This is a genomic window from Ruegeria sp. HKCCD6647-2, assembly GCF_057221075.1.
In genome coordinates this window covers 213245-236923 of the sequence record NZ_JBWVBD010000006.1, presented here as the reverse complement: position 1 = coordinate 236923, position 23679 = coordinate 213245, and the positions used below count along the sequence as shown (strand labels likewise).

General features: G+C 58.0%; 24 protein-coding genes. 12 read left to right on the top strand and 12 right to left on the bottom strand.

The annotated features are described in order from the left end of the window. Positions 1 to 67 precede the first annotated feature (67 nt). The 3 genes from AC2TDJ_RS17285 to AC2TDJ_RS17275 all read left to right on the top strand — a co-directional run bounded on the left by AC2TDJ_RS17285 (position 68) and on the right by AC2TDJ_RS17275 (position 3529). On the top strand, positions 68 to 598 hold the full coding sequence (locus AC2TDJ_RS17285) for a gamma-glutamylcyclotransferase (protein ID WP_480843915.1): 531 nt from the start codon (positions 68 to 70) through the stop codon (positions 596 to 598). A 69-nt stretch (positions 599 to 667) separates the two neighbouring features. Beyond that, positions 668 to 1846, top strand: a complete 1179-nt coding sequence (locus AC2TDJ_RS17280; protein ID WP_480843914.1) for a biopolymer transporter ExbB — start codon at positions 668 to 670, stop codon at positions 1844 to 1846. A gap of 3 nt (positions 1847 to 1849) precedes the next feature. Beyond that, complete coding sequence (locus AC2TDJ_RS17275) at positions 1850 to 3529, top strand: peptidoglycan -binding protein (RefSeq protein ID WP_480843913.1); 1680 nt, start codon at positions 1850 to 1852, stop codon at positions 3527 to 3529. A gap of 18 nt (positions 3530 to 3547) precedes the next feature. On the opposite strand, the gene AC2TDJ_RS17270 is transcribed toward AC2TDJ_RS17275, so the two are convergent. From AC2TDJ_RS17270 to gloB, 3 genes are all read right to left on the bottom strand, one after another. Continuing rightward, the gene (locus AC2TDJ_RS17270) at positions 3548 to 4435 is read right to left on the bottom strand and encodes a YHYH protein (RefSeq protein ID WP_480843912.1); all 888 of its coding nucleotides are present in this window, start codon (positions 4433 to 4435) and stop codon (positions 3548 to 3550) included. A gap of 161 nt (positions 4436 to 4596) precedes the next feature. Then, the gene (gene clpA / locus AC2TDJ_RS17265) at positions 4597 to 6921 is read right to left on the bottom strand and encodes an ATP-dependent Clp protease ATP-binding subunit ClpA (protein WP_480843911.1); all 2325 of its coding nucleotides are present in this window, start codon (positions 6919 to 6921) and stop codon (positions 4597 to 4599) included. Between the two features lie 174 nt (positions 6922 to 7095). Beyond that, complete coding sequence (gloB, locus tag AC2TDJ_RS17260) at positions 7096 to 7863, bottom strand: hydroxyacylglutathione hydrolase (RefSeq protein ID WP_480843910.1); 768 nt, start codon at positions 7861 to 7863, stop codon at positions 7096 to 7098. A gap of 61 nt (positions 7864 to 7924) precedes the next feature. Between gloB and AC2TDJ_RS17255 the strand changes: the two genes are divergently transcribed. The 7 genes from AC2TDJ_RS17255 (at position 7925) to AC2TDJ_RS17225 (ending at position 14296) form a co-directional block, all read left to right on the top strand. After that, a complete protein-coding gene (locus AC2TDJ_RS17255; RefSeq protein WP_480843909.1) occupies positions 7925 to 8659 on the top strand; it encodes a class I SAM-dependent methyltransferase in 735 nt (244 codons plus the stop codon). 312 nt (positions 8660 to 8971) lie between these two features. Then, complete coding sequence (locus AC2TDJ_RS17250) at positions 8972 to 9532, top strand: F0F1 ATP synthase subunit delta (RefSeq protein WP_480843908.1); 561 nt, start codon at positions 8972 to 8974, stop codon at positions 9530 to 9532. Further along, entirely contained in the window at positions 9533 to 11071 is a 1539-nt protein-coding gene (gene atpA, locus AC2TDJ_RS17245) for a F0F1 ATP synthase subunit alpha (RefSeq protein ID WP_480843907.1), read from the top strand. Positions 11072 to 11083: 12 nt separating this feature from the next. Further along, the gene (locus AC2TDJ_RS17240) at positions 11084 to 11962 is read left to right on the top strand and encodes a F0F1 ATP synthase subunit gamma (RefSeq protein WP_480843906.1); all 879 of its coding nucleotides are present in this window, start codon (positions 11084 to 11086) and stop codon (positions 11960 to 11962) included. 18 nt (positions 11963 to 11980) lie between these two features. Further along, positions 11981 to 13405: a F0F1 ATP synthase subunit beta gene (gene atpD, locus AC2TDJ_RS17235; protein ID WP_480843905.1), complete on the top strand. Its 1425-nt coding sequence runs from the start codon at positions 11981 to 11983 to the stop codon at positions 13403 to 13405. Between the two features lie 12 nt (positions 13406 to 13417). Further along, positions 13418 to 13828: a F0F1 ATP synthase subunit epsilon gene (locus tag AC2TDJ_RS17230; RefSeq protein ID WP_170670045.1), complete on the top strand. Its 411-nt coding sequence runs from the start codon at positions 13418 to 13420 to the stop codon at positions 13826 to 13828. A gap of 117 nt (positions 13829 to 13945) precedes the next feature. Beyond that, a complete protein-coding gene (locus AC2TDJ_RS17225; protein ID WP_480843904.1) occupies positions 13946 to 14296 on the top strand; it encodes an H-type lectin domain-containing protein in 351 nt (116 codons plus the stop codon). A 36-nt stretch (positions 14297 to 14332) separates the two neighbouring features. On the opposite strand, the gene rpiB is transcribed toward AC2TDJ_RS17225, so the two are convergent. Together rpiB and AC2TDJ_RS17215 are read right to left on the bottom strand one after the other, a co-directional pair. After that, the gene (gene rpiB, locus AC2TDJ_RS17220) at positions 14333 to 14773 is read right to left on the bottom strand and encodes a ribose 5-phosphate isomerase B (RefSeq protein WP_480843903.1); all 441 of its coding nucleotides are present in this window, start codon (positions 14771 to 14773) and stop codon (positions 14333 to 14335) included. 21 nt (positions 14774 to 14794) lie between these two features. Then, positions 14795 to 15814: a ribose-phosphate pyrophosphokinase gene (locus AC2TDJ_RS17215; protein WP_480843902.1), complete on the bottom strand. Its 1020-nt coding sequence runs from the start codon at positions 15812 to 15814 to the stop codon at positions 14795 to 14797. A 108-nt stretch (positions 15815 to 15922) separates the two neighbouring features. On the opposite strand from AC2TDJ_RS17215, the gene AC2TDJ_RS17210 reads away from it, so the two are divergent. Further along, the gene (locus tag AC2TDJ_RS17210) at positions 15923 to 16528 is read left to right on the top strand and encodes a DsbA family protein (RefSeq protein WP_480843901.1); all 606 of its coding nucleotides are present in this window, start codon (positions 15923 to 15925) and stop codon (positions 16526 to 16528) included. Between the two features lie 12 nt (positions 16529 to 16540). Here the strand turns inward: AC2TDJ_RS17210 and AC2TDJ_RS17205 are convergent, their stop codons facing one another. The 7 genes from AC2TDJ_RS17205 to AC2TDJ_RS17175 form a co-directional block, all read right to left on the bottom strand. Next, on the bottom strand, positions 16541 to 17575 hold the full coding sequence (locus AC2TDJ_RS17205) for a threonine aldolase family protein (protein ID WP_480843900.1): 1035 nt from the start codon (positions 17573 to 17575) through the stop codon (positions 16541 to 16543). Continuing rightward, positions 17575 to 18048, bottom strand: coding sequence for a YcgN family cysteine cluster protein (locus AC2TDJ_RS17200; RefSeq protein ID WP_480843899.1), 474 nt, complete (start codon positions 18046 to 18048; stop codon positions 17575 to 17577). The genes AC2TDJ_RS17205 and AC2TDJ_RS17200 overlap by 1 nt, the downstream gene beginning before the upstream one ends. Further along, positions 18045 to 18977, bottom strand: a complete 933-nt coding sequence (locus AC2TDJ_RS17195) for a bifunctional riboflavin kinase/FAD synthetase (protein WP_480843898.1) — start codon at positions 18975 to 18977, stop codon at positions 18045 to 18047. The genes AC2TDJ_RS17200 and AC2TDJ_RS17195 overlap by 4 nt, the downstream gene beginning before the upstream one ends. Before the next feature lie 225 nt (positions 18978 to 19202). Beyond that, complete coding sequence (locus AC2TDJ_RS17190; RefSeq protein WP_170763754.1) at positions 19203 to 19646, bottom strand: MaoC family dehydratase; 444 nt, start codon at positions 19644 to 19646, stop codon at positions 19203 to 19205. Positions 19647 to 19747: 101 nt separating this feature from the next. Further along, positions 19748 to 20623, bottom strand: coding sequence for an HAD family hydrolase (locus AC2TDJ_RS17185; protein ID WP_480843897.1), 876 nt, complete (start codon positions 20621 to 20623; stop codon positions 19748 to 19750). 228 nt (positions 20624 to 20851) lie between these two features. Next, the gene (locus AC2TDJ_RS17180) at positions 20852 to 21772 is read right to left on the bottom strand and encodes a manganese-dependent inorganic pyrophosphatase (protein WP_480843896.1); all 921 of its coding nucleotides are present in this window, start codon (positions 21770 to 21772) and stop codon (positions 20852 to 20854) included. 110 nt (positions 21773 to 21882) lie between these two features. Then, complete coding sequence (locus AC2TDJ_RS17175) at positions 21883 to 22863, bottom strand: TraB/GumN family protein (RefSeq protein WP_480843895.1); 981 nt, start codon at positions 22861 to 22863, stop codon at positions 21883 to 21885. Positions 22864 to 22990: 127 nt separating this feature from the next. On the opposite strand from AC2TDJ_RS17175, the gene AC2TDJ_RS17170 reads away from it, so the two are divergent. Next, complete coding sequence (locus AC2TDJ_RS17170; RefSeq protein WP_480843894.1) at positions 22991 to 23665, top strand: DUF2161 domain-containing phosphodiesterase; 675 nt, start codon at positions 22991 to 22993, stop codon at positions 23663 to 23665. Positions 23666 to 23679 lie beyond the last annotated feature (14 nt).

Genomic DNA, 23679 nt, shown 5'->3' with positions numbered 1-23679 from the left:
GGCAAATGGCCCTTTTTCCTGCCTTGGAATTGATGTTTATAGGCGCAAACAGGCAAGGACCAGCAGAATGACGATGTGGGTTTTCGGATATGGATCGCTGCTGTGGAATCCGGGATTCCCGGTCGCGCGCAGCGAGCGGGCCACGCTGCATGGTTATGCCCGTTCCTTTTGCATGAGCTCCATCCATCATCGGGGGACCGAAGAAAAACCCGGACTGGTGCTTGCTTTGGACGAACAATCCGGAGCTTATTGCACCGGGCTGGCTCTGGCCGTTGAAGAAGGCCACGAAGAGCGGACGCTGGACGAACTACGCGAGCGGGAATTGATTTCTTCCGCCTATCTGGAACGGATACTGGACGTGCATCTGGATTGCGGGCAGGTGGTGAACGCCGTCACTTATGTGATCGACCCCCACCATGTTCAGTATTGCGGTGGCATGCCGCTGGAGGAGCAGGCCCAGATCATTGCGCATGCGGTTGGCGGTCGGGGCCCGAATACCGAGTACCTGTACAACACCGCTTCACATCTGGCCGAGATCGGATTGAATGACCCAGATCTTGAGTGGTTGTCGCAACGCGTACGCAAAATCAGCGCATAAACCCTTGGCGTCATCGGCAGGTTTTCGCTAGGCTCTGGCCAGAGCAGAAAAACACCGGGAACCACGCGCATGGCGCAGGCACAGCAGGGCGCGAGACCACATTTCTCGCAACCGATCCGTCAGATCTTGATGATGCTGATCGCAATTGGGTTGTCGGGGGCGGGCGTGTTCCTGGCACTGCCTTATGTGCTGCCGGTCATTCAGGCGAACCTCTATCTGAACGGGTTCATTATTCTGGTCTTCGTCATAGGCGTGCTGGCCTGTTTCCTGCAGGTGACCCAGCTGATCGGCTCGGTCCGCTGGATCGAAGCCTTTGTCGGCGGTGTCGAGCGAGATGACACCAGCCCGCCGCAATTGTTGGCCCCGCTTGCCTCGTTGTTGCGGGCACGGGGCGCGCGATCGCAGATCAGTTCCAGTTCGACCCGATCCATTCTGGATTCCGTGGCCGAGCGGATCGAAGAAGAACGCGAGATCACGCGCTATATTACCAATGTTCTGATCTACCTTGGCCTTTTGGGGACGTTCTTCGGCCTCGCCACGACAGTGCCCGCAATTGTGGATACGATCCGCAGCCTGAACCCGCAGGCCGGCGAGGAAGGTCTGGCGGTCTTCAATCGCCTGATGACCGGTCTTGAATCCCAGTTGCAGGGCATGGGCGTCGCCTTTGGGTCCTCGTTGCTTGGTCTGGCCGGTTCGCTGATCGTTGGTTTGCTGGAACTGTTCGCGGGGCATGGCCAAAACAGATTCTACCGTGAGCTTGAGGAATGGCTGTCCAGCATCACCCGCGTCGGGTTCAGCGGATCAGACGAAGGCAGCGCCGAACTGGCGGTTCTGACGCCTGTACTGGATACAATGGCCGAGCAAATGGATGCCTTGCAGGACATGTTCTCGGCGCAGGAGCGGGACCGCGTCGAAGTTTCCTCCAAACTGGGACAGCTTGTCGACGTGATCAGCGACATGAACCAGCGTCAAGCACAGACCGAGGGTGTTACGGGGGCGCTGGAGCGCGTTGCGCTGGGGCAGGACGCGTTGCTGGACCACATGCGCGAACATGGCGCAGGCGAGGGGATCGATGCTGAAAGCCGAATGCGATTGCGTTCGATGGATGTACAGTTGCTGCGCATCCTAGAAGAAATCTCGGCGGGCCGACAGGACAGCATGAACGAGCTGCGCAAGGATTTTGAACTGTTGGTCAAAGCGCTGACACTGCCCCGCGGTGCGGTTCGAACCCCGCCGGAAGGGGAATAACCGATGGCCCTGTCTCGTCGCACCGGTCAACGTTTCCAGGGCTCGGTCTGGCCTGGTTTCGTGGATGCGATGACGGGTCTGCTGATGGTTCTGACTTTCGTACTGACCATCTTCATGGTGGTGCAGTTTGTTTTGCGCGAAACGATCTCAGGGCAAGAGGACGAATTGACGGCGCTGTCCGATGAGATCGCCGCCCTGGCCGGGGCGCTGGGATTGGAAGAGCGCGAGAACAGCCGCCTGCAAGCGCGTCTTGGGGCGTTAAACACGACCTTGTCCACCGTAGAGGAAGATCTGGCACAGGCGCGGTCCCGTATTACCGACTTCGAGGCGCAAGTTGCCGCCCTGATAGCGGATCAGGAGCGCGCGCAGGGCAATATCGCGGCGCTGGAAAGCCAACGGGACGAGTTGCTGACCGAGCAGGAAGCGTTGAACTTGGCCTTGGTGCAAAGCCGGCAGGAAATTGATGCTCAGGCCGAAGCTGCCCGTTTGGCCGCAGCCCGGCGCGAAGCACTGGAGGCCCTGGTCGCTGACCTGGAAAGTAGCGACGCAGCGCAGACCGCACAAATTGCCGATCTGGAACAGCAGCTATCGGATGAAGAAACAGCCCGACTGGCCGAGGCCGCTGCGGCAGAAGCCCTGCGCACCCGGCTTGAGAACGCAGATGCCGAACTGACCGCAATGACGCTTGCCCTGGAAGCGCAGCGTAAGGAGGCCGAAGAGACCTTGACCCTGCTGGCCGCAGCACAGGCTGCCAAAGCCGAGTTGGAACGGCAATTCGGTGACCTGAAGCCCGAGGAACTCAAAGCGCAGTTGCAGGCCGCGTTGGATGCGCAAAGCGAGGCGCAAGCCGAAGCAGAGACTCAGCGATCTTTGGCCGAAGAACGCGCGGCGCTTTTGGCCGTGGCCCGCGACACGCTTGCGTCCGAGAAAGAAACATCGACCGAGGCACAACGCCAAACGGCTTTGCTGAACCAACAAATGTCGGCCTTGCGCAGCCAGTTGGGGTCATTGCAGGCCTTGCTGGACGATTACGAAGAGCGAAACGAAGCGGCTGAGATCCAAATCCAGACGCTGGGTCAGGACCTGAACGCGGCACTGGCGCGCGCCGCATCCGAAGAACGTCGCCGTCGTTTGCTGGAAGAGGCCGAGCGCATTCGTCTGGAAGCCGAGGCCGAGGCTTTGGCCGGTCAAAACCTGGAACTGACCGCTCAGGCCGAAGACCTGCAACGCTACCGGTCCGAGTTCTTCGGGCGACTAAGGGATGTGCTGGGCGATCAGGAAGGTGTGCGTATTGAAGGAGATCGTTTTGTTTTCTCCTCCGAGGTGCTTTTCGACACCGGGTCGGCAGTTCTTTCGAACGAAGGGCGTCGGGAAGTTGCCAAGGTCGCGGATATCCTTCGGAGCGTGGCTGCGGAAATCCCCGAGGGTCTCAATTGGGTGATCCGGGTCGATGGTCATACAGACAACGTGCCGCTGGCCGGCTCCGGACGCTATCGCGACAATTGGGAGCTTAGTCAGGGGCGGGCGCTGTCGGTTGTGCGATACATGGTTGACGCTTTGGGTATTCCGCCAGACCGACTGGCCGCAAACGGGTTCGGCGAGTTCCAGCCTGTCAATCCTGCGGATACGCCAGAGGCCCGGGCACAGAACCGCAGGATCGAGCTGAAACTAACCGAAAGGTAAATCTGCCTCGTACGGTGGTCAGCGCCGCCCGAAACGAAAGCTGTTATCTGGCGTTCCGACAAAGCAACGGGGCACGACGGGATAGTCCTCGGTCAGAAAGTAGGCATATGTACCCGAGGGGTATTCGGGCGAGGTGGTGAAGGCCCCATTGCATTCGTCCAGATTTCCGTGTCCGGGAACATAGACGAAGTCTTCGTTGAAAGTTCCATCATGTTTGCCGTCTGGTGAACTGCCCCCAGGACGGTTGCCGCTTTTCAACCGGTATGATGACTCCATTTCCGTCACATGCCCGTTCAGCACACCGGTCATTGCGTAAATCGGAAACCCGTCAGCTGCGTATCCGATCAGCGGTGAGTGTCGGTCGGGTGCATAGTCCAGCAACTCAATCAACCCGGTCGGGACACCGTGGTAGTGATACTTTCCATTGGGCTGAACATGCGCAAAATTCTCATCTAACCCAAGAACGATAGCACCACCCAGTGCATTATACGACCAGCCGGAGCGGGGATCGCCATGCCAAAACTCGGCGGCCAATGGATCGAACACAACACCGTTCAAGGATACACCAAAATTCCAGCCAAGATTTAAGGGGGTTATACTACCCTTGGCCTTCGGGCTGGACGGTATCTTTAAGTTCACCATCTGCTCTGATATCCGGTTTGGGTTCCCTCGGTTCGGAAATCGCCCGACAAGGTGATCCGGGATGCCATTGGCCGTTACGCGCAGAGTATTGCGGTACTCGTCGAATTCGGAACGACTGTTCCCCGGATTGACTGTAGCGGGTTGAAGGGTCAGCGGTTTCGTTTCTGTTTCATCATGGTATCGAAACCTGTGTTGCGCGGTCGCTATTGCGGCGATGGTTGAAATGGCGAATGCAACGCTCCAAACGGTGGCGACTTTGGTCATCGAAATCCCTTTCGTTTCAACTGTGACGTTGAAACGCGCGCCGTTCGGGATTCCGTCGAAAATGTTTTCAACTGACTGAAAGCAGTATTTTTCGGGCGATGGAAATCAAGTCACCCGGTTGGAGAGCCAACCGGGCGATCAGTGTTTTTTGCCTGCCAGGACTAGTCCGCTGTCAAAAGCGGTGGCTTGTCACCCGGAATACGCGGCTGATCTGGGCCTAGAATTTCCAGGTTCAGCTCGCCTTTCTTGACCGAAACGCGAACCACGCCGCCTTTGGCCAGTTTGCCGAACAGCAATTCCTCGGCCAGAGGTTTCTTGATGTGTTCCTGAATAACACGGCCAAGCGGACGTGCGCCCATTTTGTCGTCGTAGCCCTTGTCTGCCAGCCATTCGGCAGCTTTCGGGGTCAGATCAATGGTCACACCGCGATCCAGCAATTGCGCCTCAAGCTGCAACACGAATTTCTCGACCACTTGCAAGATGACCTCTTTCGGCAGCGGCGCAAACGAGATTACGGCGTCCAGACGGTTGCGGAATTCCGGCGTGAACATCCGTTCGATCGCAGCGGTATCCTCGCCTTCGCGACGATCGCGTGCAAAACCGATTGCCGCTTTGGCCTGTTCATGCGCACCTGCGTTCGAGGTCATGATCAGCACCACGTTGCGGAAGTTCACAGTACGACCGTTATGATCGGTCAACTCACCGTGGTCCATCACCTGCAACAGGATGTTGAACACATCCGGATGTGCTTTTTCGATCTCATCCAGCAGCAGTACGCAATGCGGATGTTGGTCAACACCATCGGTCAACAGGCCGCCCTGATCGAACCCGACATAGCCCGGAGGCGCGCCGATCAGACGGGAAACGGCGTGTTTCTCCATGTACTCCGACATGTCGAAGCGCAGCAGCTCCACGCCCAGCGTATCTGCCAGCTGTTTCGCCACCTCGGTTTTACCCACACCGGTCGGGCCGGCGAACAGGTAGTTGCCGATGGGCTTTTCAGGTTCGCGCAGGCCGGCACGGGCCAGTTTGATCGCGCTGGACAGCGCCTCGATGGCTTCATCCTGACCAAACACAACCCGCTTGAGCGCAGCTTCGAGGTCTTTCAGAACCTCGGCATCGTCCTTGGTGACGTTTTTCGGCGGAATGCGCGCGATCTTGGCGACGACCGCCTCGATCTCCTTGACGCCGATGGTCTTGCGGCGCTTGCTTTCGGCGACCAAGTGCTGCGCGGCACCGGCCTCGTCGATGACGTCGATGGCTTTGTCCGGCAGTTTGCGGTCGTTAATGTAGCGCGCGGACAGCTCCACGGCCGTCTTGATCGCATCGGCGGTATATTTGATGTCGTGATGCTTTTCGAAATAGGGCTTCAGACCGCGCAGGATTTTCACGCTGTCTTCAACCGAAGGCTCGTTCACGTCGATCTTCTGGAACCGGCGTGACAATGCGCGGTCTTTTTCGAAATGCTGGCGGAACTCCTTGTACGTCGTCGAGCCCATGGTGCGCAGTTTGCCACCTTGCAAGGCCGGTTTCAGCAGGTTCGACGCATCCATCGCGCCGCCAGACGTCGCTCCGGCACCGATTACCGTGTGAATTTCGTCAATGAACAACACCGCATCCGGATGTTCTTCCAATTCGGTCACGACAGCCTTCAGGCGCTCTTCGAAATCACCGCGATAGCGGGTTCCGGCGAGCAGGGCGCCCATGTCCAGAGAGTAAATTGTCGTGTTCGCGAGAACATCGGGTGCTTCACCAGCGACAATCTTGTGCGCCAGCCCTTCGGCGATAGCGGTCTTGCCAACACCGGGATCACCCACCAGCAGCGGGTTGTTCTTGCGGCGGCGGCACAGCACCTGGATGCAGCGTTCGACCTCATCACTGCGGCCGATCAGCGGATCGACGTCGCCCGCCCGAGATTTTGCGTTCAGATCAATGCAGTATTTTCCAAGAGCACTTTCTTTCTGCTCACCTTCGCTGGCCGCTGGCTGGGCCTCATCCTCGACCTGATCGGCACCCGACACCGGGCGGTTCTCGCCATAAGCCGGATCTTTTGCCACCCCATGGGCGATGAAATTCACCGCGTCGTACCGCGTCATGTCCTGTTCCTGCAGGAAATACGCGGCATTGCTTTCGCGCTCGGCAAAAATTGCCACCAGAACATTGGCACCGGTGACTTCGGTCCGGCCCGAGCTTTGGACATGAATCGCAGCGCGCTGGATAACGCGCTGGAAGGCTGCCGTCGGCACAGCCTCGGACCCGTCGATATCTGTCACCAGATTTGACAGGTCTTCATCAATGAATTCGACCAGAGTGCTGCGCAATTCATCAAGATCCACGCTGCACGCCTTCATCACCCGAATGGCATCGGGTTCTTCCAGCAGCGCCAGTAACAGATGTTCCAGCGTTGCGAATTCATGCCGCCGTTCATTCGCAGCCGCCAAGGCCGCGTGAATGGCTTGTTCTAATGTGCTCGAGAATGAAGGCACGCGGGTGCTCCTCTGTCTTGGGTCGAAACGGGGGCAGGCGGCGGCCGGAACCCCATCCCAACCATGTCCTCATACTATTAGAGTTTGGTTGATCGTGGCCCGGCTTCAAGGGTTTTCTTGCTCTTGACAGTCACATTTCCCGTGACCGTGGCCATGAAGAGCGCGAAATAGGCATTAGAAGCGGTCTTTTCTAGCCCGCACCTCTGCAAAAACTGACGCAGGGTCAGCATTCTCCATGCCCAAATTTGCCTGAATCGCGGGGTCAGCTGCCCGCAAAAAAGGGTTTGTGGCCTTTTCCAGTGCCAGTGTCGACGGCACTGTAGGTTCGCCGGCGGCTCTGGCGCGGTCTATGTCGGCCATGCGCTGTTGCAGTGCGGCATTGTCGGGGTCCACGGTAATGGCGAATTTGGCGTTGGATTGTGTATATTCGTGGCCCGAGCACACGATTGTTTCGTCGGGCAGGGCGGCCAGTTTGCCAAGAGATGCCCACATCTGTGGCGCCGTGCCTTCGAAAAGGCGGCCACATCCCAATGCCATCAGGCTGTCCGCGGTGAACACCGCCCCGCTTTTCGGCATGTAAAAGGCAATGTGGCCGACGGTGTGGCCTGAGACATCCATGACCTGAACCGGCTCTCCTCCTACTTCGAAGCTGTCGCCATCGCTTACCTGTTGATCCAGCGGAGGCAGGCGGTAGGCGTCAGCGGCAGCGCCGATGACTTTGGCAGGGTGTTTTTCGAGAATCCCGGCCAGGCCGTCGACGTGGTCCCAGTGGTGATGGGTTAAAAGAACGTGGCTTAGGGTCCAGCCGCGTGCGTCCAACTCGGCCAGGATCGGTGCGGCCTCCGGCGCGTCAATCAGCGCGGTTTCACCGCTGTTGGCATCGTGCGCCAGAAAAGCATAGTTATCGCTAAGGCAGGGGATGGTGACGATCTCAAGAGGCATGGCCTTTTGCCCTTTCGTTGCTAGACTGCGCCCAGCTAAGCCGATTGGTCAGGTGTCCGCAATGCATCTTGATGTGCAGGATCTGAGGAATTTCTACTACCGCAGCACGTTGGGGCGTGCGGCGCAGGCTGCGATCCGCGGGCGGCTGGTCGACCTGTGGCCCGAGGCCAAGGGGCAAACGGTGGTTGGCTTCGGGTTTGCGGTTCCATTGCTGCGGCCCTACCTGGCCGATGCAAGGCGTGTAATCGGCCTGATGCCGGGGCCGCAAGGTGTCATGCCCTGGCCGGCAGGGATGCCTAATGTCTCGGTATTGACGGAAGAGACGCGCTGGCCGATTGAAACGGGTCACGTGGACAAACTGGTCGTGATGCATGGCCTCGAAACGTCGGGACGTCCAAGCGAACTTCTGGATGAATGCTGGCGTGTGCTTGGCCCCGGTGGGCGCGCGCTTTTCGTTGTTCCGAACCGAGCGGGTCTTTGGTCGCGATCTGATCGAACTCCATTTGGATTTGGCCGACCGTACTCGGCATCGCAACTGGAAAGTCAGCTCAAGGCGCATCACTTCATCCCCGAGAACCACTGCTCGGCCCTGTATTTGCCGCCGTCGTTTCGTCGGTTCTGGTTGAAATCGGGTAATCTGATCGAGAAAACCGGACAGCGCCTGCCGACCGTTATGGCAGGTGGAGTGCTGATGGTCGAAGCCACCAAGCACATCCGGCCGCCCAGTGGAAGCGTCACCAAAGACGCTGAACGCCGCCCGATCAAAGCGCTGGATGGCCTGTTGAAACCGGCCTAGCGTTACGGGTCGTATTTCGACCCGTCAAACCGCAAAATTGAGGGAAAAAGGTCACAGGAATCGCAAAAACCTACACTTTCGTAACATTTTTCCTGCCCCGAGGCCGGATAAAAGGGTCGCACCTTGTGTAAGTGTATGAAATATAACATTTTGTGGATAAAGTCGTTCCCGTGATAATATGTTGCTAGCTGGGTTCGGCTCTGCTACATCCCCGGTGATTTTGATCCCCGCCCTTTATGGACGGGGTTTCTTCACGCCCCCGGGGTAGCTGCCGCACGCGAATTCGGGGCCCAAAATATCGGAAGGGTGGACGTGTCCGAACCAGCTTCGATTTCCACAGGCATCGCCGAACGCTATGCCACCGCGATTTTTGAGATCGCCAAAGAGAATAATGACCTCGCAGGTCTGGAAACCGGCATCAATGATCTGGCAGCAGCCTTGGGCGAAAGCGCCGATTTGCGCGACCTGATCGCCTCGCCGCTGATTTCCCGCGCAGAACAAGAAGCCGCGATTACCGCTATTGCTGACAAGATGGGTCTGCATACGATCCTGCGCAATACGTTGGGTCTGATGGCAGAGAAACGCCGCCTGTTTGTTATCCCGCAGCTGGTGCAGGTTCTGCGCAACATGCTGGCGGATGAGCGTGGCGAAGTGACCGCCGATGTCGCCTCGGCCAAGGCACTGACCAAGACGCAAATGGATAAACTGTCCAAGACGCTGTCCGAGCGTGTGGGCAAGACCGTGACAATCAATGCGACCGTTGATGAAAGCCTCATCGGCGGTCTTGTCGTTAAAGTGGGCTCGAAAATGATCGACAGCTCGATCCGTTCGAAGCTCAACTCCCTACAGAATGCAATGAAAGAGGTCGGATAAATGGGAATCCAAGCTGCAGAGATTTCTGCAATCCTGAAGGACCAGATCAAGAATTTTGGTCAGGAAGCCGAAGTGGCCGAGATCGGCCGCGTGCTGAGCGTCGGTGACGGGATTGCCCGTGTATACGGCCTGGACAACGTGCAGGCGGGTGAGATGGTCGAATTCCCCGGCGGCATCATGGGCATGGCGCTGAACCTGGAAAGCGACAACGTTGGTGTCGTTATCTTCGGTTCCGACCGTGACATCAAAGAAGGTGACACCGTCAAGCGTACCAACTCGATCGTGGACGTTCCGATCGGTGACGAGCTGCTGGGTCGCGTTGTTGACGGTCTGGGTAACCCGATTGACGGCAAAGGCCCGATCAACGCAACCAAGCGTGGCGTTGCAGACGTCAAAGCGCCGGGCATCATCCCGCGTAAATCGGTGCACGAGCCGATGGCAACCGGCCTGAAGTCGGTTGACGCGATGATCCCGATCGGCCGTGGCCAGCGGGAACTGATCATTGGTGACCGCCAGACCGGTAAAACCGCTGTGGCACTGGACACCATCCTGAACCAGAAAGTGTACAACGACGCAGCTGGCGACGACGAGTCGAAGAAACTGTACTGCGTTTACGTTGCGGTTGGTCAGAAGCGTTCGACCGTTGCGCAGCTGGTGAAGAAACTGGAAGAGTCCGGCGCGATCGACTACTCGATCGTTGTTGCTGCCACCGCGTCCGACCCGGCGCCGATGCAGTTCCTGGCACCCTACGCCGCGACCGCGATGGCTGAGTACTTCCGCGACAACGGTCGCCACGCGCTGATCATCTATGATGACTTGTCGAAGCAGGCTGTGTCCTATCGTCAGATGTCCCTGCTGCTGCGCCGTCCGCCCGGACGTGAAGCATACCCGGGCGACGTTTTCTATCTTCACTCCCGCCTGCTGGAGCGTTCGGCGAAGCTGAACGAAGACTTCGGCGCCGGTTCGCTGACCGCTCTGCCGGTTATCGAAACTCAGGGTGGTGACGTTTCGGCCTTTATTCCGACCAACGTGATCTCGATCACTGACGGCCAGATCTTCCTGGAAACCGAACTGTTCTATCAGGGCATCCGTCCTGCCGTGAACACCGGTCTGTCGGTTTCGCGTGTGGGCTCGTCGGCTCAGACCAACGCGATGAAATCAGTTGCCGGTCCGGTGAAACTGGAGCTGGCTCAGTACCGCGAAATGGCTGCTTTTGCGCAGTTTGGTTCCGACCTTGACGCCGCAACCCAGCAGCTGCTGAACCGTGGTGCGCGCCTGACTGAGCTGATGAAACAGCCGCAGTATTCGCCGCTGACCAACGCTGAAATCGTCTGCGTCATCTTTGCCGGCACCAACGGCTACCTCGACAAGATCGACGTGTCTGACGTTGGCCGCTATGAGGCTGGCCTGCTGGCGCACCTGCGCGGAAAGCATGCTGACCTGCTTCAGTGGATCACAGACGAAGATCCGAAGATCAAAGGTGAAGCGTCCGACAAGATCAAGGCTGCGATCGACGAATACGCCGCGACCTTCGCTTGATAGGAGGTTCCGATGCCTAGTCTGAAGGACCTTAAAAACAGGATCGAGTCGGTCAAATCGACCCGCAAGATCACCAAGGCCATGCAGATGGTCGCGGCGGCAAAACTGCGCCGCGCCCAGGAATCTGCCGAAGCCTCGCGCCCCTATGCCGAGCAGTTCAATGCTGTGATGGCGGGTCTGGCAGCTTCGGTCGGGGGCAGCGACAGCGCCCCCAAGCTGCTCCGTGGTACGGGCAGTGATGATGTGCATCTGCTGGTTGTCTTGACAGCTGAACGCGGCCTGTGTGGCGGCTTCAACGCGAACATCGCCAAACTGGCCCGTGCCAAGGCTTATGAGCTGACGGCGAAAGGCAAGACGGTCAAGATCCTGACCGTCGGCAAGAAAGGCCGTGACGCACTCAAGCGTGACTACGGCGATCTGTTCGTTGGCCATATCGACCTGAGCGAGGTCAAGCGCGTCGGTTACACCAACGCGCAGGACATCGCGAAGGACATCCTGTCCCGTTTCGACGCGGGTGAATTCGACGTTGCCACGATCTTCTATGCGAAGTTCCAGAACGTCGTGACCCAGATTCCGACGGAACACCAGATCATCCCCGCCTCGTTCGAAGATGAAGCGATGGGTGACGACAGTGGTGCGGTCTTCGACTACGAGCCCAGCGAAGAGGCCATTCTGGCCGACCTGCTGCCCAAGGGGGTTGCGACCGCGATCTTCTCGGCTCTGCTCGAAAACGGAGCGTCTGAACAGGGTGCACGGATGTCCGCGATGGACAACGCGACACGTAACGCGGGTGAGATGATCGACAAGCTGACGATCCAGTTCAACCGTTCGCGTCAGGCCGTGATCACCAACGAGCTGATTGAAATTATTTCCGGCGCCGAAGCGCTGTAAGAAAACCGGAGACGAAACATGGCGAATGCAAAAGGCAAAGTCACACAGATCATCGGGGCCGTCGTTGACGTGCACTTCGAAGATCAGCTGCCTGAAATTCTGAACGCGCTGGAAACCACCAACAACGGCAAGCGCCTGGTGCTGGAAGTTGCCCAGCACCTGGGTGAAAACACCGTCCGCACCATCGCGATGGATGCGACTGAAGGTCTGGTCCGGGGTGAAGAAGTCACCGATACCGGTGGCCCGATCTCGGTTCCGGTTGGGAACGCCACGCTGGGCCGCATCCTGAACGTTGTCGGCGAGCCAATCGACGAAAAAGGTGACGTTGAGGCATCCGAAACCCGTGCCATCCACCAGCCCGCACCAGCGTTCGACGAACAGTCGACCGAGTCGGAAATTCTGGTAACCGGCATCAAGGTTGTTGACCTGCTGGCCCCTTACGCCAAAGGCGGTAAAATCGGCCTGTTCGGCGGCGCCGGCGTTGGCAAGACCGTTCTGATCATGGAACTGATCAACAACATCGCAAAAGTGCACTCGGGCTTCTCGGTGTTCGCGGGCGTTGGCGAACGGACCCGTGAAGGGAACGATCTTTATCACGAGATGATCGAATCGAACGTGATCAAGCCGGACAACCTGTCGGAATCGCAGGTGGCCCTGGTTTACGGTCAGATGAACGAACCTCCGGGTGCGCGTGCCCGCGTTGCTCTGACCGGTCTGACGCTGGCCGAACAGTTCCGCGACCAGTCCGGTACCGACGTTCTGTTCTTCGTCGACAACATCTTCCGCTTCACGCAGGCGGGTTCTGAGGTTTCGGCTCTGCTGGGTCGTATTCCTTCGGCGGTGGGCTATCAGCCGACACTGGCCACCGACATGGGTGCCCTGCAGGAGCGTATCACCTCGACCAAGGCCGGTTCGATCACCTCGGTGCAGGCCATTTATGTTCCTGCGGACGACCTGACCGACCCCGCGCCGGCAACCTCGTTTGCACACCTGGACGCGACCACCGTTCTGAACCGTGCGATTTCGGAAAAAGGTATCTACCCCGCGGTTGACCCGCTCGACTCGACCTCGCGCCTGCTTGACCCGGCCATCGTTGGTGAAGAGCACTACAAGGTTGCGACCGACGTTCAGCAGATACTCCAGCGCTACAAGTCGCTTCAGGACATCATCGCCATCCTCGGCATGGACGAACTGTCGGAAGAGGACAAGCTGACCGTGGCTCGCGCCCGTAAGATCGAACGCTTCCTGTCGCAGCCGTTCGACGTGGCCGAAGTCTTCACCGGTTCGCCCGGCGTTCAGGTCCCTCTGGATGTGACCATCGCGTCGTTCAAGGCCGTTGTGGCCGGCGAATACGATCACCTGCCCGAAGCGGCCTTCCTGATGGTTGGCGGCATCGAAGAAGTGATCGCCAAAGCGGAGAAGATGGCCGCAGAAGCCGCCTAAGGAGTATCCCTGATGGCAAACACGATGCAATTCGACCTCGTCAGCCCCGAGCGGAGCCTCGCTTCGCTCGCGGCTACCGCGGTCCAGATTCCCGGCGCGGACGGGGACATGACGGCAATGCCCGATCATGCCCCCACCATCACCACTCTGCGCCCGGGCATCCTGAAGGTCGAGGCACCCGAAGGGTCCAGCGAATACCTGGTCACCGGCGGATTTGCCCAGATCAACGGCGATGGCCTGTCGGTTCTGGCCGAAAAGGCCATCCCGGTTGCCGAAGTGACCCGGTCGCATCTGGACGACCTGATCGCCGAGGCGCGGGCTTCGCACGAGGCGGCAAAAGCAGGCGATGATCAGACCATCGTCGACGATGCCGCCAAACTGCTGGCTGACATGGAAGCCCTTGGAACGCATATGAGCCTGTAAGGGCTTGTTGCAATTAGATCATTCGGAACGGCCCTGCTTTGCGGGGCCGTTTTTTTGTCGTGATTTTGTCTGCGGTGACCGGTAAGTTGCGGAAATTGATAGATAAAGACCACAGCAATGAAGACATTTCGAACTCATCCCATTGGCGTCGACCAAGGCGAAGCCGTTCTGTTTTCCGAATTCGGTAATGGTGGAGATATGTGGACCGGTGCAGGCCCACGGGAACGCCGCTCTGCAATCCGATTCAGCGAGCCGTTTCGGTCGCCCCCGCTGATTCAGCTAGGTGTGTCTTTGTGGGACGTTGACACCACTTCGGCCTTGCGCGCCGAGGTTCAGGCCGAAAACATCACGCCCGAGGGTTTTGACGCGGTGTTTCGCACCTGGTCAGACACCCGCATTGCACGAATCCGCGTGACCTGGACCGCAATAGGGGAAGTCGCACATGAAGACGATTGGCAGATTTCATAGCCCCGATAGTTGACCGGGGCCAACTGTCGTAAGGCGCTACGCCTCGATCATATCCACGCGCGTTGCGTGGCGGCCGCCTTCGAACTCGGCAGACAGAAACGCATCCACGATATCCAGCGCCTGACCTTCGCCCACGACGCGTGCGCCAATAGACAGCATGTTTGCGTTATTGTGCTGGCGGATCATGCGGGCCGAGAATGCGTCCGAGCAGACGCCGCAGCGGATGCCGGGGACCTTGTTGGCCGCCATCATGATGCCCTGACCAGTGCCGCACAACACGATCCCCAGTTGACAATCGCCCGAAGTAACCGCCTCGGCCGCGGCCTTGCCGTGCAGGGGGTAGTGGGTGCTTTCGGACGTGGTGGGGCCGATATCGACTACTTCCCAGCCCTGGTCGGCAATGTGATTGGCAACGGCCTTGCGCAGCTCGATCGCTGCGTGGTCGCTGGACAGAACGATGCGTTTGTTGGCGGTCATGCTCATGCTTCCCTGCGGGCCTCAGTCCATGTGGTAAAGCGATTCATAGATCGGTGTTAGCGTCTTGTCCTCGAACAGGGACGACACGCTGGTTCCGTTCCAGATGTTCAGGATCGCCTGAGTAAAGATCGGAGCCGTCGGTACGATGCGGATGTTCGAAGCCTTGGCAACTTCGGGTCTGGGTTGGATCGTATCCGTCAAAACCAGAGATTTCATTACTGAGTTTGTCACACGCTCAACCGCAGGGCCGCTCATGACGCCGTGGGTGATGTATGAGTGGACCTCTTTCGCACCGTTATCGATCAGCACTTGCGCCGCCTTGCACAGCGTTCCGGCGGTATCGCACATGTCGTCAACAATCAGGCAAATCTTGTCTTTGACATCGCCAATCACTGTCATCTCGGCCACTTCACCGGCTTTCTCGCGGCGTTTGTCGACGATCGACAGCGGGGCGTTGATCCGCTTCGCCAATTCCCGTGCGCGCGCCACGCCGCCCACGTCCGGAGATACGACCATCAGGTCGTCCATCTGGTTCCTGAACTGCTTCTTCACGTCCAGGGCAAAGATTGGCGAGGCATAGAGGTTGTCCACCGGAATATCGAAAAAGCCCTGAATTTGAGCGGCGTGCAGATCCATGGTCAGAACCCGCTCGATCCCCGCGCCGGTCAGCATGTTCGCCACCAGCTTGGCACTGATTGGCGTGCGCGCCTTGGTACGGCGGTCCTGGCGGGCATATCCGAAATAAGGGATCACGGCAGTGATCCGTTGCGCTGACGACCGCCGCAATGCGTCAGCAATGATCAGCAGTTCCATCAGGTTGTCGTTGGCCGGGTTCGAGGTCGGCTGGACGATGAACATATCCTCGCCGCGCACATTCTCGAAGACCTCGACAAAGATCTCGCCATCGTTGAAGCGTTCGACGCGTGCATCGACCAACCCCTGGTCGACGCCGCGGTGCAGGCTCATGCGGCGCGCAATGGTTTCGGCAAGCGGAAGGTTAGCGTTCCCAGCGATAAGCTTGGGTTCGTGAAGTGTCGGCATCGGCTGAAGGTCCCCGGGCAGCAGTGGCAATGTGACAGATTCGTGATGTTGACACCGCTTAGCATGGCCTTACCGTCCCGCAAAGGTAACGCAGCGGAGAAAGTGAACATGACCCAGATTGACTACTTTTTTGCGACACTCTCGCCCTATTCCTACCTTGCGGGAACACGATTGGAAGAGATTGCCGCAAAACATGGTGCGAGGATCAACTACAAGCCGCTGGATATCATCGCCCTGTTTAGCCGCACCGGGGGAGTGCCACCGAAAGACCGCCATATTTCGCGCATTGAATACCGCGCGCAGGAACTTTTGCGCCAGTCCAGAAATCTGGGCATGGATTTCAACCTGCAGCCTGCGCATTGGCCGACCAACATGGCGCCGTCTTCTTATGCCGTGATTGCGGCCATAAAGGATGGGTCGGGTGATGTAGGTCAACTGTGCCATTCTATCCTGCGCGCGTGCTGGGCCGAAGAAAAGGATATCGCCCAGGACGAGGTGATCCGGGATTGCCTGTCACGGGCTGGATTCGATCCCAACCTGGCAGACAGCGGCCTGCTGGTCGGTGCCGAGACTTATGCTGCAAATCTCGAAGAAGCCGTGGATCGTGGCGTATTTGGCGCGCCGTTCTACATCACGCCGGATGACCAGCGGTTCTGGGGTCAAGACCGTCTGGACGATCTTGACCGGCATTTGACCGAATTGAAAAAGGCGTAACGCGCGATCCCGTCAGAGAAGGGCCAGGAAGCGATCGATCTGGTCGGCGCTGACCGACCAGTCACACACCAGTCGGCAGGCGAGCATCTCATCCTCGTCCTCGCCGTCCAGAGAATCTCCCCACAGGTGATAAACTGCCCCGGCTTCATGCAGGCGTTTGTGCTGGCTGCGAGGAAAACTGGCGAAAATGATATTGGCCTGAGGTTCGTGAAGGAACGAAGCACCTGCGGCACGCAACCCGTCTGCCAGACGCGCACAATTGTCATTCGCCTTACGGGCGGATTTCAACCACAGTTCATCCCGCAGATATGCCGCCATTTGCGCAGAGAGATATCTGTGTTTGGAAAACAGATGCGCTCCGCGCTTGCGGCGCAATTCGAACTCCCACGCTTTGCTTTCGTCGAAGAAAACAACGGCTTCGACACCCATCAGACCGTTTTTTGTGCCACCAAAGCTGACGGCGTCAACACCGGCTTTCCAGGTCATTTCGGCGGGTGAACAATTCAGTGCAACCAGAGCGTTGGTAAAGCGAGCCCCGTCCATATGCACTGGCAGGTCATAGTCTTTAGCAACCCCGCACAGCGCCTGTAGCTCTTCCAGAGAGTACACAGATCCCCGTTCCGTAACTTGCGTGATCGAGACCGGACCGCGCTGCGGGCCGTGGACGCCCCGGGTTTCTTCGCCTTCAATCGACTGACGCAAGGCATCGGGTGTCATCTTGTCGCCGCCCGGCACAAGGGTCAGTTTTGCACCCGTATAGAACTCCGGCGCGTTGCATTCGTCCTCATGGATATGGGCGACAGGCGAGCAGAAAATGGTCTCCCAGGGTTGGGACAGCGTGGCCAGAGCCAGTGAATTCGCCGCCGTGCCGGTGGCCACCAGATAGACGGCTGCACCAGGGGCTTCAAAAATCCCCCGAATCCTGTCACGCACCTCATTCATCAGCGTGTCCGCGCCATAAGCCATCTGGTACCCTTGGTTCGCCTCGGCGAGGGCGGCCAAAACCTCGGGGTGTACGGGTCCGGAATTGTCAGAGGCAAAGTGCATCAGCTCGGCTCCTCGATAATGTAGTCTTCCCACTCTTCAATGGGGGTTTCGAACTCGGAAACGGTGCGGTCTCTGACCGATACACCGGCGGAGTGAACCGTTTCCGGCGTACCAGACAACAAGGGGTGCCAGTCGTAAAGGGGCTTGCCCTCCCATAGCAGACGATAGGCGCAGGTCCCTGGCAGCCAATAGGCGTGATCGTCGATATTGTCAGGCCTCATGACGATGCACTCGGGAACAAACTGGTGCCGGATGTCGTATTGTGTGCAGCGGCAGGTTTCATCGTCCAGCAGGCGGCAGGCCACGCAGGTCAGGGCGACTTCGCCGGTGTCTTCGTCTTCCAGCTTGTTCAGGCAGCACTTTCCGCAACCGTCACACAGCGCCTCCCATTCGCGGGGGTTCATCTTTTGCAGCGGTTTGCGCTCCCAAAAGCGGGGGGCCAGTCCTGTGCGGTCAATCGGGTCGGTGGTCATGAGGCTGCCAGCAATTCACGGGCCTTGTCACAATCCGCTTCCATCTGGGCAACCAGGCCGTCAAGCCCGTCAAACTTCATCTCGGGGCGCAGGTAGTCCACCAGTCCGATCGACAAGGTCGTGCCGTACAGATCGCCGGAGAAATCAAAAAGGAAGGTCTCGATATTCGGAATTTCGCCGTTGAACATTGGTCGCGTCCCAATAGAAGCTGCGCCGTGATAGCTGCCCTGATGCGGACCATCCAGCACGTCCACCAACACCGCATATACTCCGAATCTAGGCGGATGCAGTCCTTCAATCGACATGTTGGCAGTTGGAAAGCCCAGCTCGCGCCCGCGCTGTTCGCCACCCACAACCTCGCCTTCTATACGGTGCCAGTGGCCCAGCATCGCCGCCGCGTCGCGAGGACGACCTTCGGACAATGCACTGCGGATCGCGGTTGAGGATACAACGTTTTCGGATCGCTCCATAAGCGGCGCAATCGTGACTCCAAAACCCATTTCTTCACCAAACCGCTTCATGTCCTGGGCCGTTCCGCTACGGCCCTTGCCAAAACAGAAATCCGCGCCGACCACCACATGAGACAAGCCAAGACCATCGCAGATTACGTTTTGAGCAAATTCCTCGGGTGACAAACCCGCCAGTGCGGAATTAAAGGGAAGTTCATACAGTTTCCGAACGCCCAGCTTCTGCAAGCGGTGTGCCCGCGTGTTGCCGCGCATCAGGCGAAACGGCGGCGAGTTCGGTGCGAAAAACTCACGTGGATGCGGTTCGAAGGTCAGTACACCAAGCGGAGCCTCAGGCGCCGCATTGCGGGCGATGTCGATCACGGATTGATGGCCGACATGAACGCCATCGAAATTGCCGATCGCAACGCTGGCGCCGCGGTCTTCTGGCTCAACAAACTGGAAATCCCGGATGATTTGCATGTGGTTTGCCTAGCGGGACTAGGGACTGGGTTCAAGCACCTGATTCAGATGCCGACGCCGATTGGATCCTGCCGTTTTGTGCAAGAGAGCGCATGGTGGCCAATTGCCTTTCAAAACGTCCTTCAGGTTTGCTGTCAGAGTGGGCACGTGATTGACGCCTTGCTACGGCTTTCAAAGTCAAAGGCGCCAATATAGGCGCCCTTGGTGTCAACAAGTGATGTTGGGTTAGTCGAACTTCCGCGACGGTGCCAGGACCATCGCCTCGCCCACAAGCACCTTCTTTCCTTCGACCGAACAGTGGCAATCCAGCTTTACGCGCCTCTTGGAAAAATCGATGTCGATGACTTTGACCTCGGCGTAAACCATGTCGCCAGGGCGTACCGGGGCCAGGAATTTCAGCGACTGCCCCATATAAACAGTGCCATGCCCGGGCAGTTGCTCTCCGATCACCGCTGAAATCAACCCGGCGGTCAGCATCCCGTGGGCTATGCGCCCTTCAAAGATTGTGTCGCGGGCATAGTCATCGTCCAGATGCACCGGATTGCGATCCGTCGAGACTTGGGCAAACATCTCGATATCTTCGTCGGTCACCACTTTGCGCAGGTGCCGGGTCATGCCCATTTCGATGTCTTCGATACAGATCGTTCCGCGCGGAAGATTGTCCAACATGTTGCCCTCACTCGAGATCGAAAGGGCAACAAAAGACCATCAGTAGCCGCCCTTGAGCAACTTTATTACTTTGCACTTGCAGAAAATCAAGTCTTTTTTGACTACCGCAACCGGCCGATCGAGTAGGTCGGATTGATATTTTCTTTTTCGTTGTGGTCTCTTAAGGCGTGTTCATCCGGATGGTGCGACGTTTTGGTCTCTGCTGCGGCCAAACCACCGGTGATGAACAGAGTATCGATACCTTCACCCATGCCGCCGGCAATATCGGTTTGCGGTCCGTCACCGATGGCCAGAATCTCCGAATCCGGGACGTCGATGCCAAGCGCAAGTAGCCGGCGCCTTGCCAGATCGTAGATCGGCGGATGCGGTTTTCCGAAATAAAGACTCTCACCGCCCATTTCGGTATAGAGCCGCGCCAAAGCACCGGCGCACCACTCACGTGTTTCCCCGCGGTCGACCACAATATCCGGATTGGCGCAAAGCAGTTTCATGCCTTTTTGCTTTGCGTATAGGAAATCGGGCCTGTTCACGGACGGATCCGCCATAGGGTCGAACGGACCGCAGCACACGATACCCTCGGCTTCGCTCAGAGGCACGCGTTCGATTTTCAGCGGATGGTCCAGCAGTTTCAGCGGTTCGAAGAATCCCGCATCGCGCTGCCATTCGCCCATGAAATAGACCTTCTCACCAACTGCGCCGCGGAACAGGGCTGACCGGGCCGAGTCGCCGCTGGAGGCGATGGTGTCGTATGCGTCGGATGGTACGTTGAACTGAACCAGTTGCTCGGCAACCCCTGCGCGCGGCTTGGGGGAATTGGTGACCAAGACCACTGCGCCTCCGTTCTGCCGATAGGCCTGCAATGCCGCCACGGCCTCGGGAAACGCGGTGATGCCGTTGTGGACGCATCCCCAGAGGTCGACGAAAAGCGCCCGGTAACGGTCGGAAATTTCGGCAAGCGAATGAATGATCTGGGTCATTGGGGCCTCTTTTGGCGGGCATTGGCAGTTCAAGCCTATGGCAGAGGTTGTTCCGTTTGACCAGAGGGGGGCTCTGCCCCCGCCGCCCTACGGGCGTCTCCCCCGGGATACTTTTAGCCAGATGAAGCAGGGGATCCGTGCTTCATCTGGCCTCAAATATCCCGGAGCGCGAGGCAGAGCCTCGCAAAAAGAAGGGCGCCCAAGTTGGGCGCCCTGAACGCTGGGATGTCAAACCTTGAGGTTCGGGATGATTTGCTTTTTCCGGCTCATGATACCAGGCAGAACAACGGCGTCACCGTCAACCGAAGCGCCAAAGCTTTTTTCCGCAACGGATTTCACCAGATCATTGGGCACCAGCAAGGTGGCTTCTTCGTTCAGAATATCGACAACGAAAAGAAGAACCTGATCGACGCCATCTTCCTTGGCAACGTCCGCCATCGAGTTCGCCAGGCTGGCCTTGCGATCCAATACAACGCCGGGTGCCGTTGTTTCCAGCACTGAGACGCGGAACTTGGTGCCGTCGACTTCGTACTCCTTGCTGTCCATTCGGATCAGTTCGGCGTCCGAGAATGACGAGACATCAGATTTGGCCGCGAACATGTCTGCCGCATAGGCCGAGATATCCAACTCCAGCTCGGCCGCCAGCTTTTCCGCAACCATACGGTCATGCTCCGTAGTCGTTGGGGACCGGAATTCCAGCGTGTCCGACAGGATGCAGGTCAGGGCGGCACCTTTGATCGCATCGGGCATTTTGGCGGCATCGTCGCCCATCATGTCGACCATGATCGTGGCGGTGCAGGCCAGCGGGCGTACCGTGATGTCGATTGGGCCTTTGGTTTCCAGGCCGCCGACCAGCTTGTGGTGGTCGATTATGGCGCGGATGTCTGCATCGTTGATATTGGCGGGCAACTCGGCAGGATTGTTCGTATCTACGATAACCACCGGTGTATCCGCTGCCAGTACTTCGATAATGCGCGGCTTGGGCAGATCCCAGTTTTCCAGCATGAAAGCGGCTTCGGTGTTGGGCTCGCCCAGCAGCACAGGTTCGGCCTGTACGCCTTTGACTTCGTTCAGATACCAAGACCAAAGGATTGGAGAGCCGGTGGAATCGGTGTCGGGGGACTTGTGGCCAAATACTAGGGTTGTCATGTCAACGTCCTGAGGAATGGAAATTGCGCGCCTTATAGGGCTGCCAGACGGTCTTGTCACCCGGTTGCAGGCGCTCTGCGACCGTTGGTCTTAAGAAACGCTTGTACCGGTCAAAACGCGGCGCGGCTGAGGGAGTAACCGGCTTTTTGTAGCATGTTCAGAAGGCCGTGCTCGTCGCCCAAATGCCCTGCACCAACAGCAATGACGGCGGTTTGATCCTGAATATTCAGAATTGTCTTCATCCAGTTGGTATTTCGCTGCACCAAAAGCTGATCTTCGAAGCTTTCCCACTCTTCTTCGAATTCCTCGGGCGTCAGTCCTGATGCCGCGAGACCCTCCATTTTTGCGAGATGCAGAATCTGCGCATGCTGCTCTTCAATGTAGGCGTTGGCCATCGTGATGAATTGATCGTCCCCGGCATGCAGAGCCCCGGCCAGACGCGTCAGGGATTGGACCTGCTCTTCTATCGGATGGCTGTCGAACATCGCAATCAGATCGGCAATCCGCTCGAGCGAATGCTGCGGCGTACCCAGCGCTTCGGCGATTTCGCTCAGGCGTTTGTCCATGCCGCGATCGAATTCGGGTGTTTCCATGAGGCAAGGTGGAATGCCGAGCATCATGCTCAGGAACCAGGGGCGCATCTTGGCGGCCATCCAGCTGGGAATGCCGCGCTCAGCCAGAGTGACGGACAAGGCAGCCCAATCTTCTTCGGACATCAGGTCGACCAGTGTTGGGCCGGAAGTGATGAGAACCGGGCTGAAATCCTTGGCCAGATCTTGTTCGAATGCGTTCATGTCCGCGTCGGTTACTTCGAAGTAGATGGCATCCGCCTGACTGAGTACCGGTCTCAGCCGTTCGACGATCGCTCCCATCCGTTCATCGTTGGTGTGCAGTGTTCCGATCAGATGCAGAACTGTCCCGTCTTTTTGGGCTATCCAATGATTGCCTTCCGGGAAAAGGGTACTGCTGACTCGTTGTTCCAGTGTGGCTTTGTCTTCGGGACTCATGTCCAGCCTAAGATCACGTCCCTCGCAGGCTGCATGTGCAAAGGCGGGCAGAAGGAAAAATAGAATAAGGCTGAAAATGCGCATAAAGGTCATCCCGGACTTGAGTTCTTCGATTGTTTCATCACTTATTCACGGCACCAAAGCCTGCGCAAGACGGAGTGCCCGGAACATAGCGTCTGGCAATCCACGAGAAACCGCATAGCATGCCTGCATGAACCGCGAGCAGGATCTCTATCCCCCGATCAAAGCGTTGTTGGAACGTCAAGGTTACACCGTCAAGGGTGAGGTTGGTGCAGCCGATATTGTCGCGATCCGCGACGGGCAGGAGCCAGTGATTGTTGAGTTGAAGTTGAGGTTCAGCCTTGCTCTGTTCCATCAGGCCATCGCGCGACTGAAGATCACCGATCAAGTCTATATTGGTGTCAGTAAACCAAAGGGGCGAACGGCTCGCCGCGCCTTGAAAGACAATCTTGCGCTGTGCCGCCGGCTGGGGCTGGGATTGATTACTGTTCGTACCGACGGCGCGGTTGAAGTGCAGTGTGATCCGGGTCCTTATGCGCCGCGAAAAAACAAGGCCAAGGCCACGCAGCTTCTTCGCGAATTCGACCGTCTGGAGGGGGATCCAAACGCAGGCGGCGCCACGCGGCACGGTATCGTTACGGCCTATCGGCAAGACGCGCTGAAATGTGCGGCACACTTGGCCGAGTACGGCGCCACCAAGGGATCGGAAGTAGCTAAGGCGACCGGTGTGGCCGAGGCCACACGTCTGATGAGGGACAATCATTATGGCTGGTTCGACAAGGTTGAAAAAGGCGTCTACATGCTGTCGGATGCCGGCTCCCAGGGCCTGAAACACTGGGCTTACAGTTGGGAACAGGCTGACTGAACTAAATGACAAAA

Coding starts and splice junctions, on each gene's coding strand:
- rpiB (WP_480843903.1), bottom strand. CDS start 14,773: ATGACCGCCAACAAACGCATCGTTCTGTCCAGCGACCACGCAGCGATC.
- AC2TDJ_RS17275 (WP_480843913.1), top strand. CDS start 1,850: ATGGCCCTGTCTCGTCGCACCGGTCAACGTTTCCAGGGCTCGGTCTGG.
- AC2TDJ_RS17280 (WP_480843914.1), top strand. CDS start 668: ATGGCGCAGGCACAGCAGGGCGCGAGACCACATTTCTCGCAACCGATC.
- AC2TDJ_RS17285 (WP_480843915.1), top strand. CDS start 68: ATGACGATGTGGGTTTTCGGATATGGATCGCTGCTGTGGAATCCGGGA.
- AC2TDJ_RS17205 (WP_480843900.1), bottom strand. CDS start 17,575: ATGCACTTTGCCTCTGACAATTCCGGACCCGTACACCCCGAGGTTTTG.
- AC2TDJ_RS17180 (WP_480843896.1), bottom strand. CDS start 21,772: ATGACAACCCTAGTATTTGGCCACAAGTCCCCCGACACCGATTCCACC.
- AC2TDJ_RS17230 (WP_170670045.1), top strand. CDS start 13,418: ATGGCAAACACGATGCAATTCGACCTCGTCAGCCCCGAGCGGAGCCTC.
- AC2TDJ_RS17200 (WP_480843899.1), bottom strand. CDS start 18,048: ATGACCACCGACCCGATTGACCGCACAGGACTGGCCCCCCGCTTTTGG.
- AC2TDJ_RS17195 (WP_480843898.1), bottom strand. CDS start 18,977: ATGCAAATCATCCGGGATTTCCAGTTTGTTGAGCCAGAAGACCGCGGC.
- AC2TDJ_RS17210 (WP_480843901.1), top strand. CDS start 15,923: ATGACCCAGATTGACTACTTTTTTGCGACACTCTCGCCCTATTCCTAC.
- atpD (WP_480843905.1), top strand. CDS start 11,981: ATGGCGAATGCAAAAGGCAAAGTCACACAGATCATCGGGGCCGTCGTT.
- gloB (WP_480843910.1), bottom strand. CDS start 7,863: ATGCCTCTTGAGATCGTCACCATCCCCTGCCTTAGCGATAACTATGCT.
- AC2TDJ_RS17185 (WP_480843897.1), bottom strand. CDS start 20,623: ATGACCCAGATCATTCATTCGCTTGCCGAAATTTCCGACCGTTACCGG.
- AC2TDJ_RS17270 (WP_480843912.1), bottom strand. CDS start 4,435: ATGACCAAAGTCGCCACCGTTTGGAGCGTTGCATTCGCCATTTCAACC.
- AC2TDJ_RS17215 (WP_480843902.1), bottom strand. CDS start 15,814: ATGCCGACACTTCACGAACCCAAGCTTATCGCTGGGAACGCTAACCTT.
- atpA (WP_480843907.1), top strand. CDS start 9,533: ATGGGAATCCAAGCTGCAGAGATTTCTGCAATCCTGAAGGACCAGATC.
- AC2TDJ_RS17240 (WP_480843906.1), top strand. CDS start 11,084: ATGCCTAGTCTGAAGGACCTTAAAAACAGGATCGAGTCGGTCAAATCG.
- AC2TDJ_RS17255 (WP_480843909.1), top strand. CDS start 7,925: ATGCATCTTGATGTGCAGGATCTGAGGAATTTCTACTACCGCAGCACG.
- AC2TDJ_RS17175 (WP_480843895.1), bottom strand. CDS start 22,863: ATGCGCATTTTCAGCCTTATTCTATTTTTCCTTCTGCCCGCCTTTGCA.
- AC2TDJ_RS17190 (WP_170763754.1), bottom strand. CDS start 19,646: ATGTTGGACAATCTTCCGCGCGGAACGATCTGTATCGAAGACATCGAA.
- AC2TDJ_RS17225 (WP_480843904.1), top strand. CDS start 13,946: ATGAAGACATTTCGAACTCATCCCATTGGCGTCGACCAAGGCGAAGCC.
- AC2TDJ_RS17170 (WP_480843894.1), top strand. CDS start 22,991: ATGAACCGCGAGCAGGATCTCTATCCCCCGATCAAAGCGTTGTTGGAA.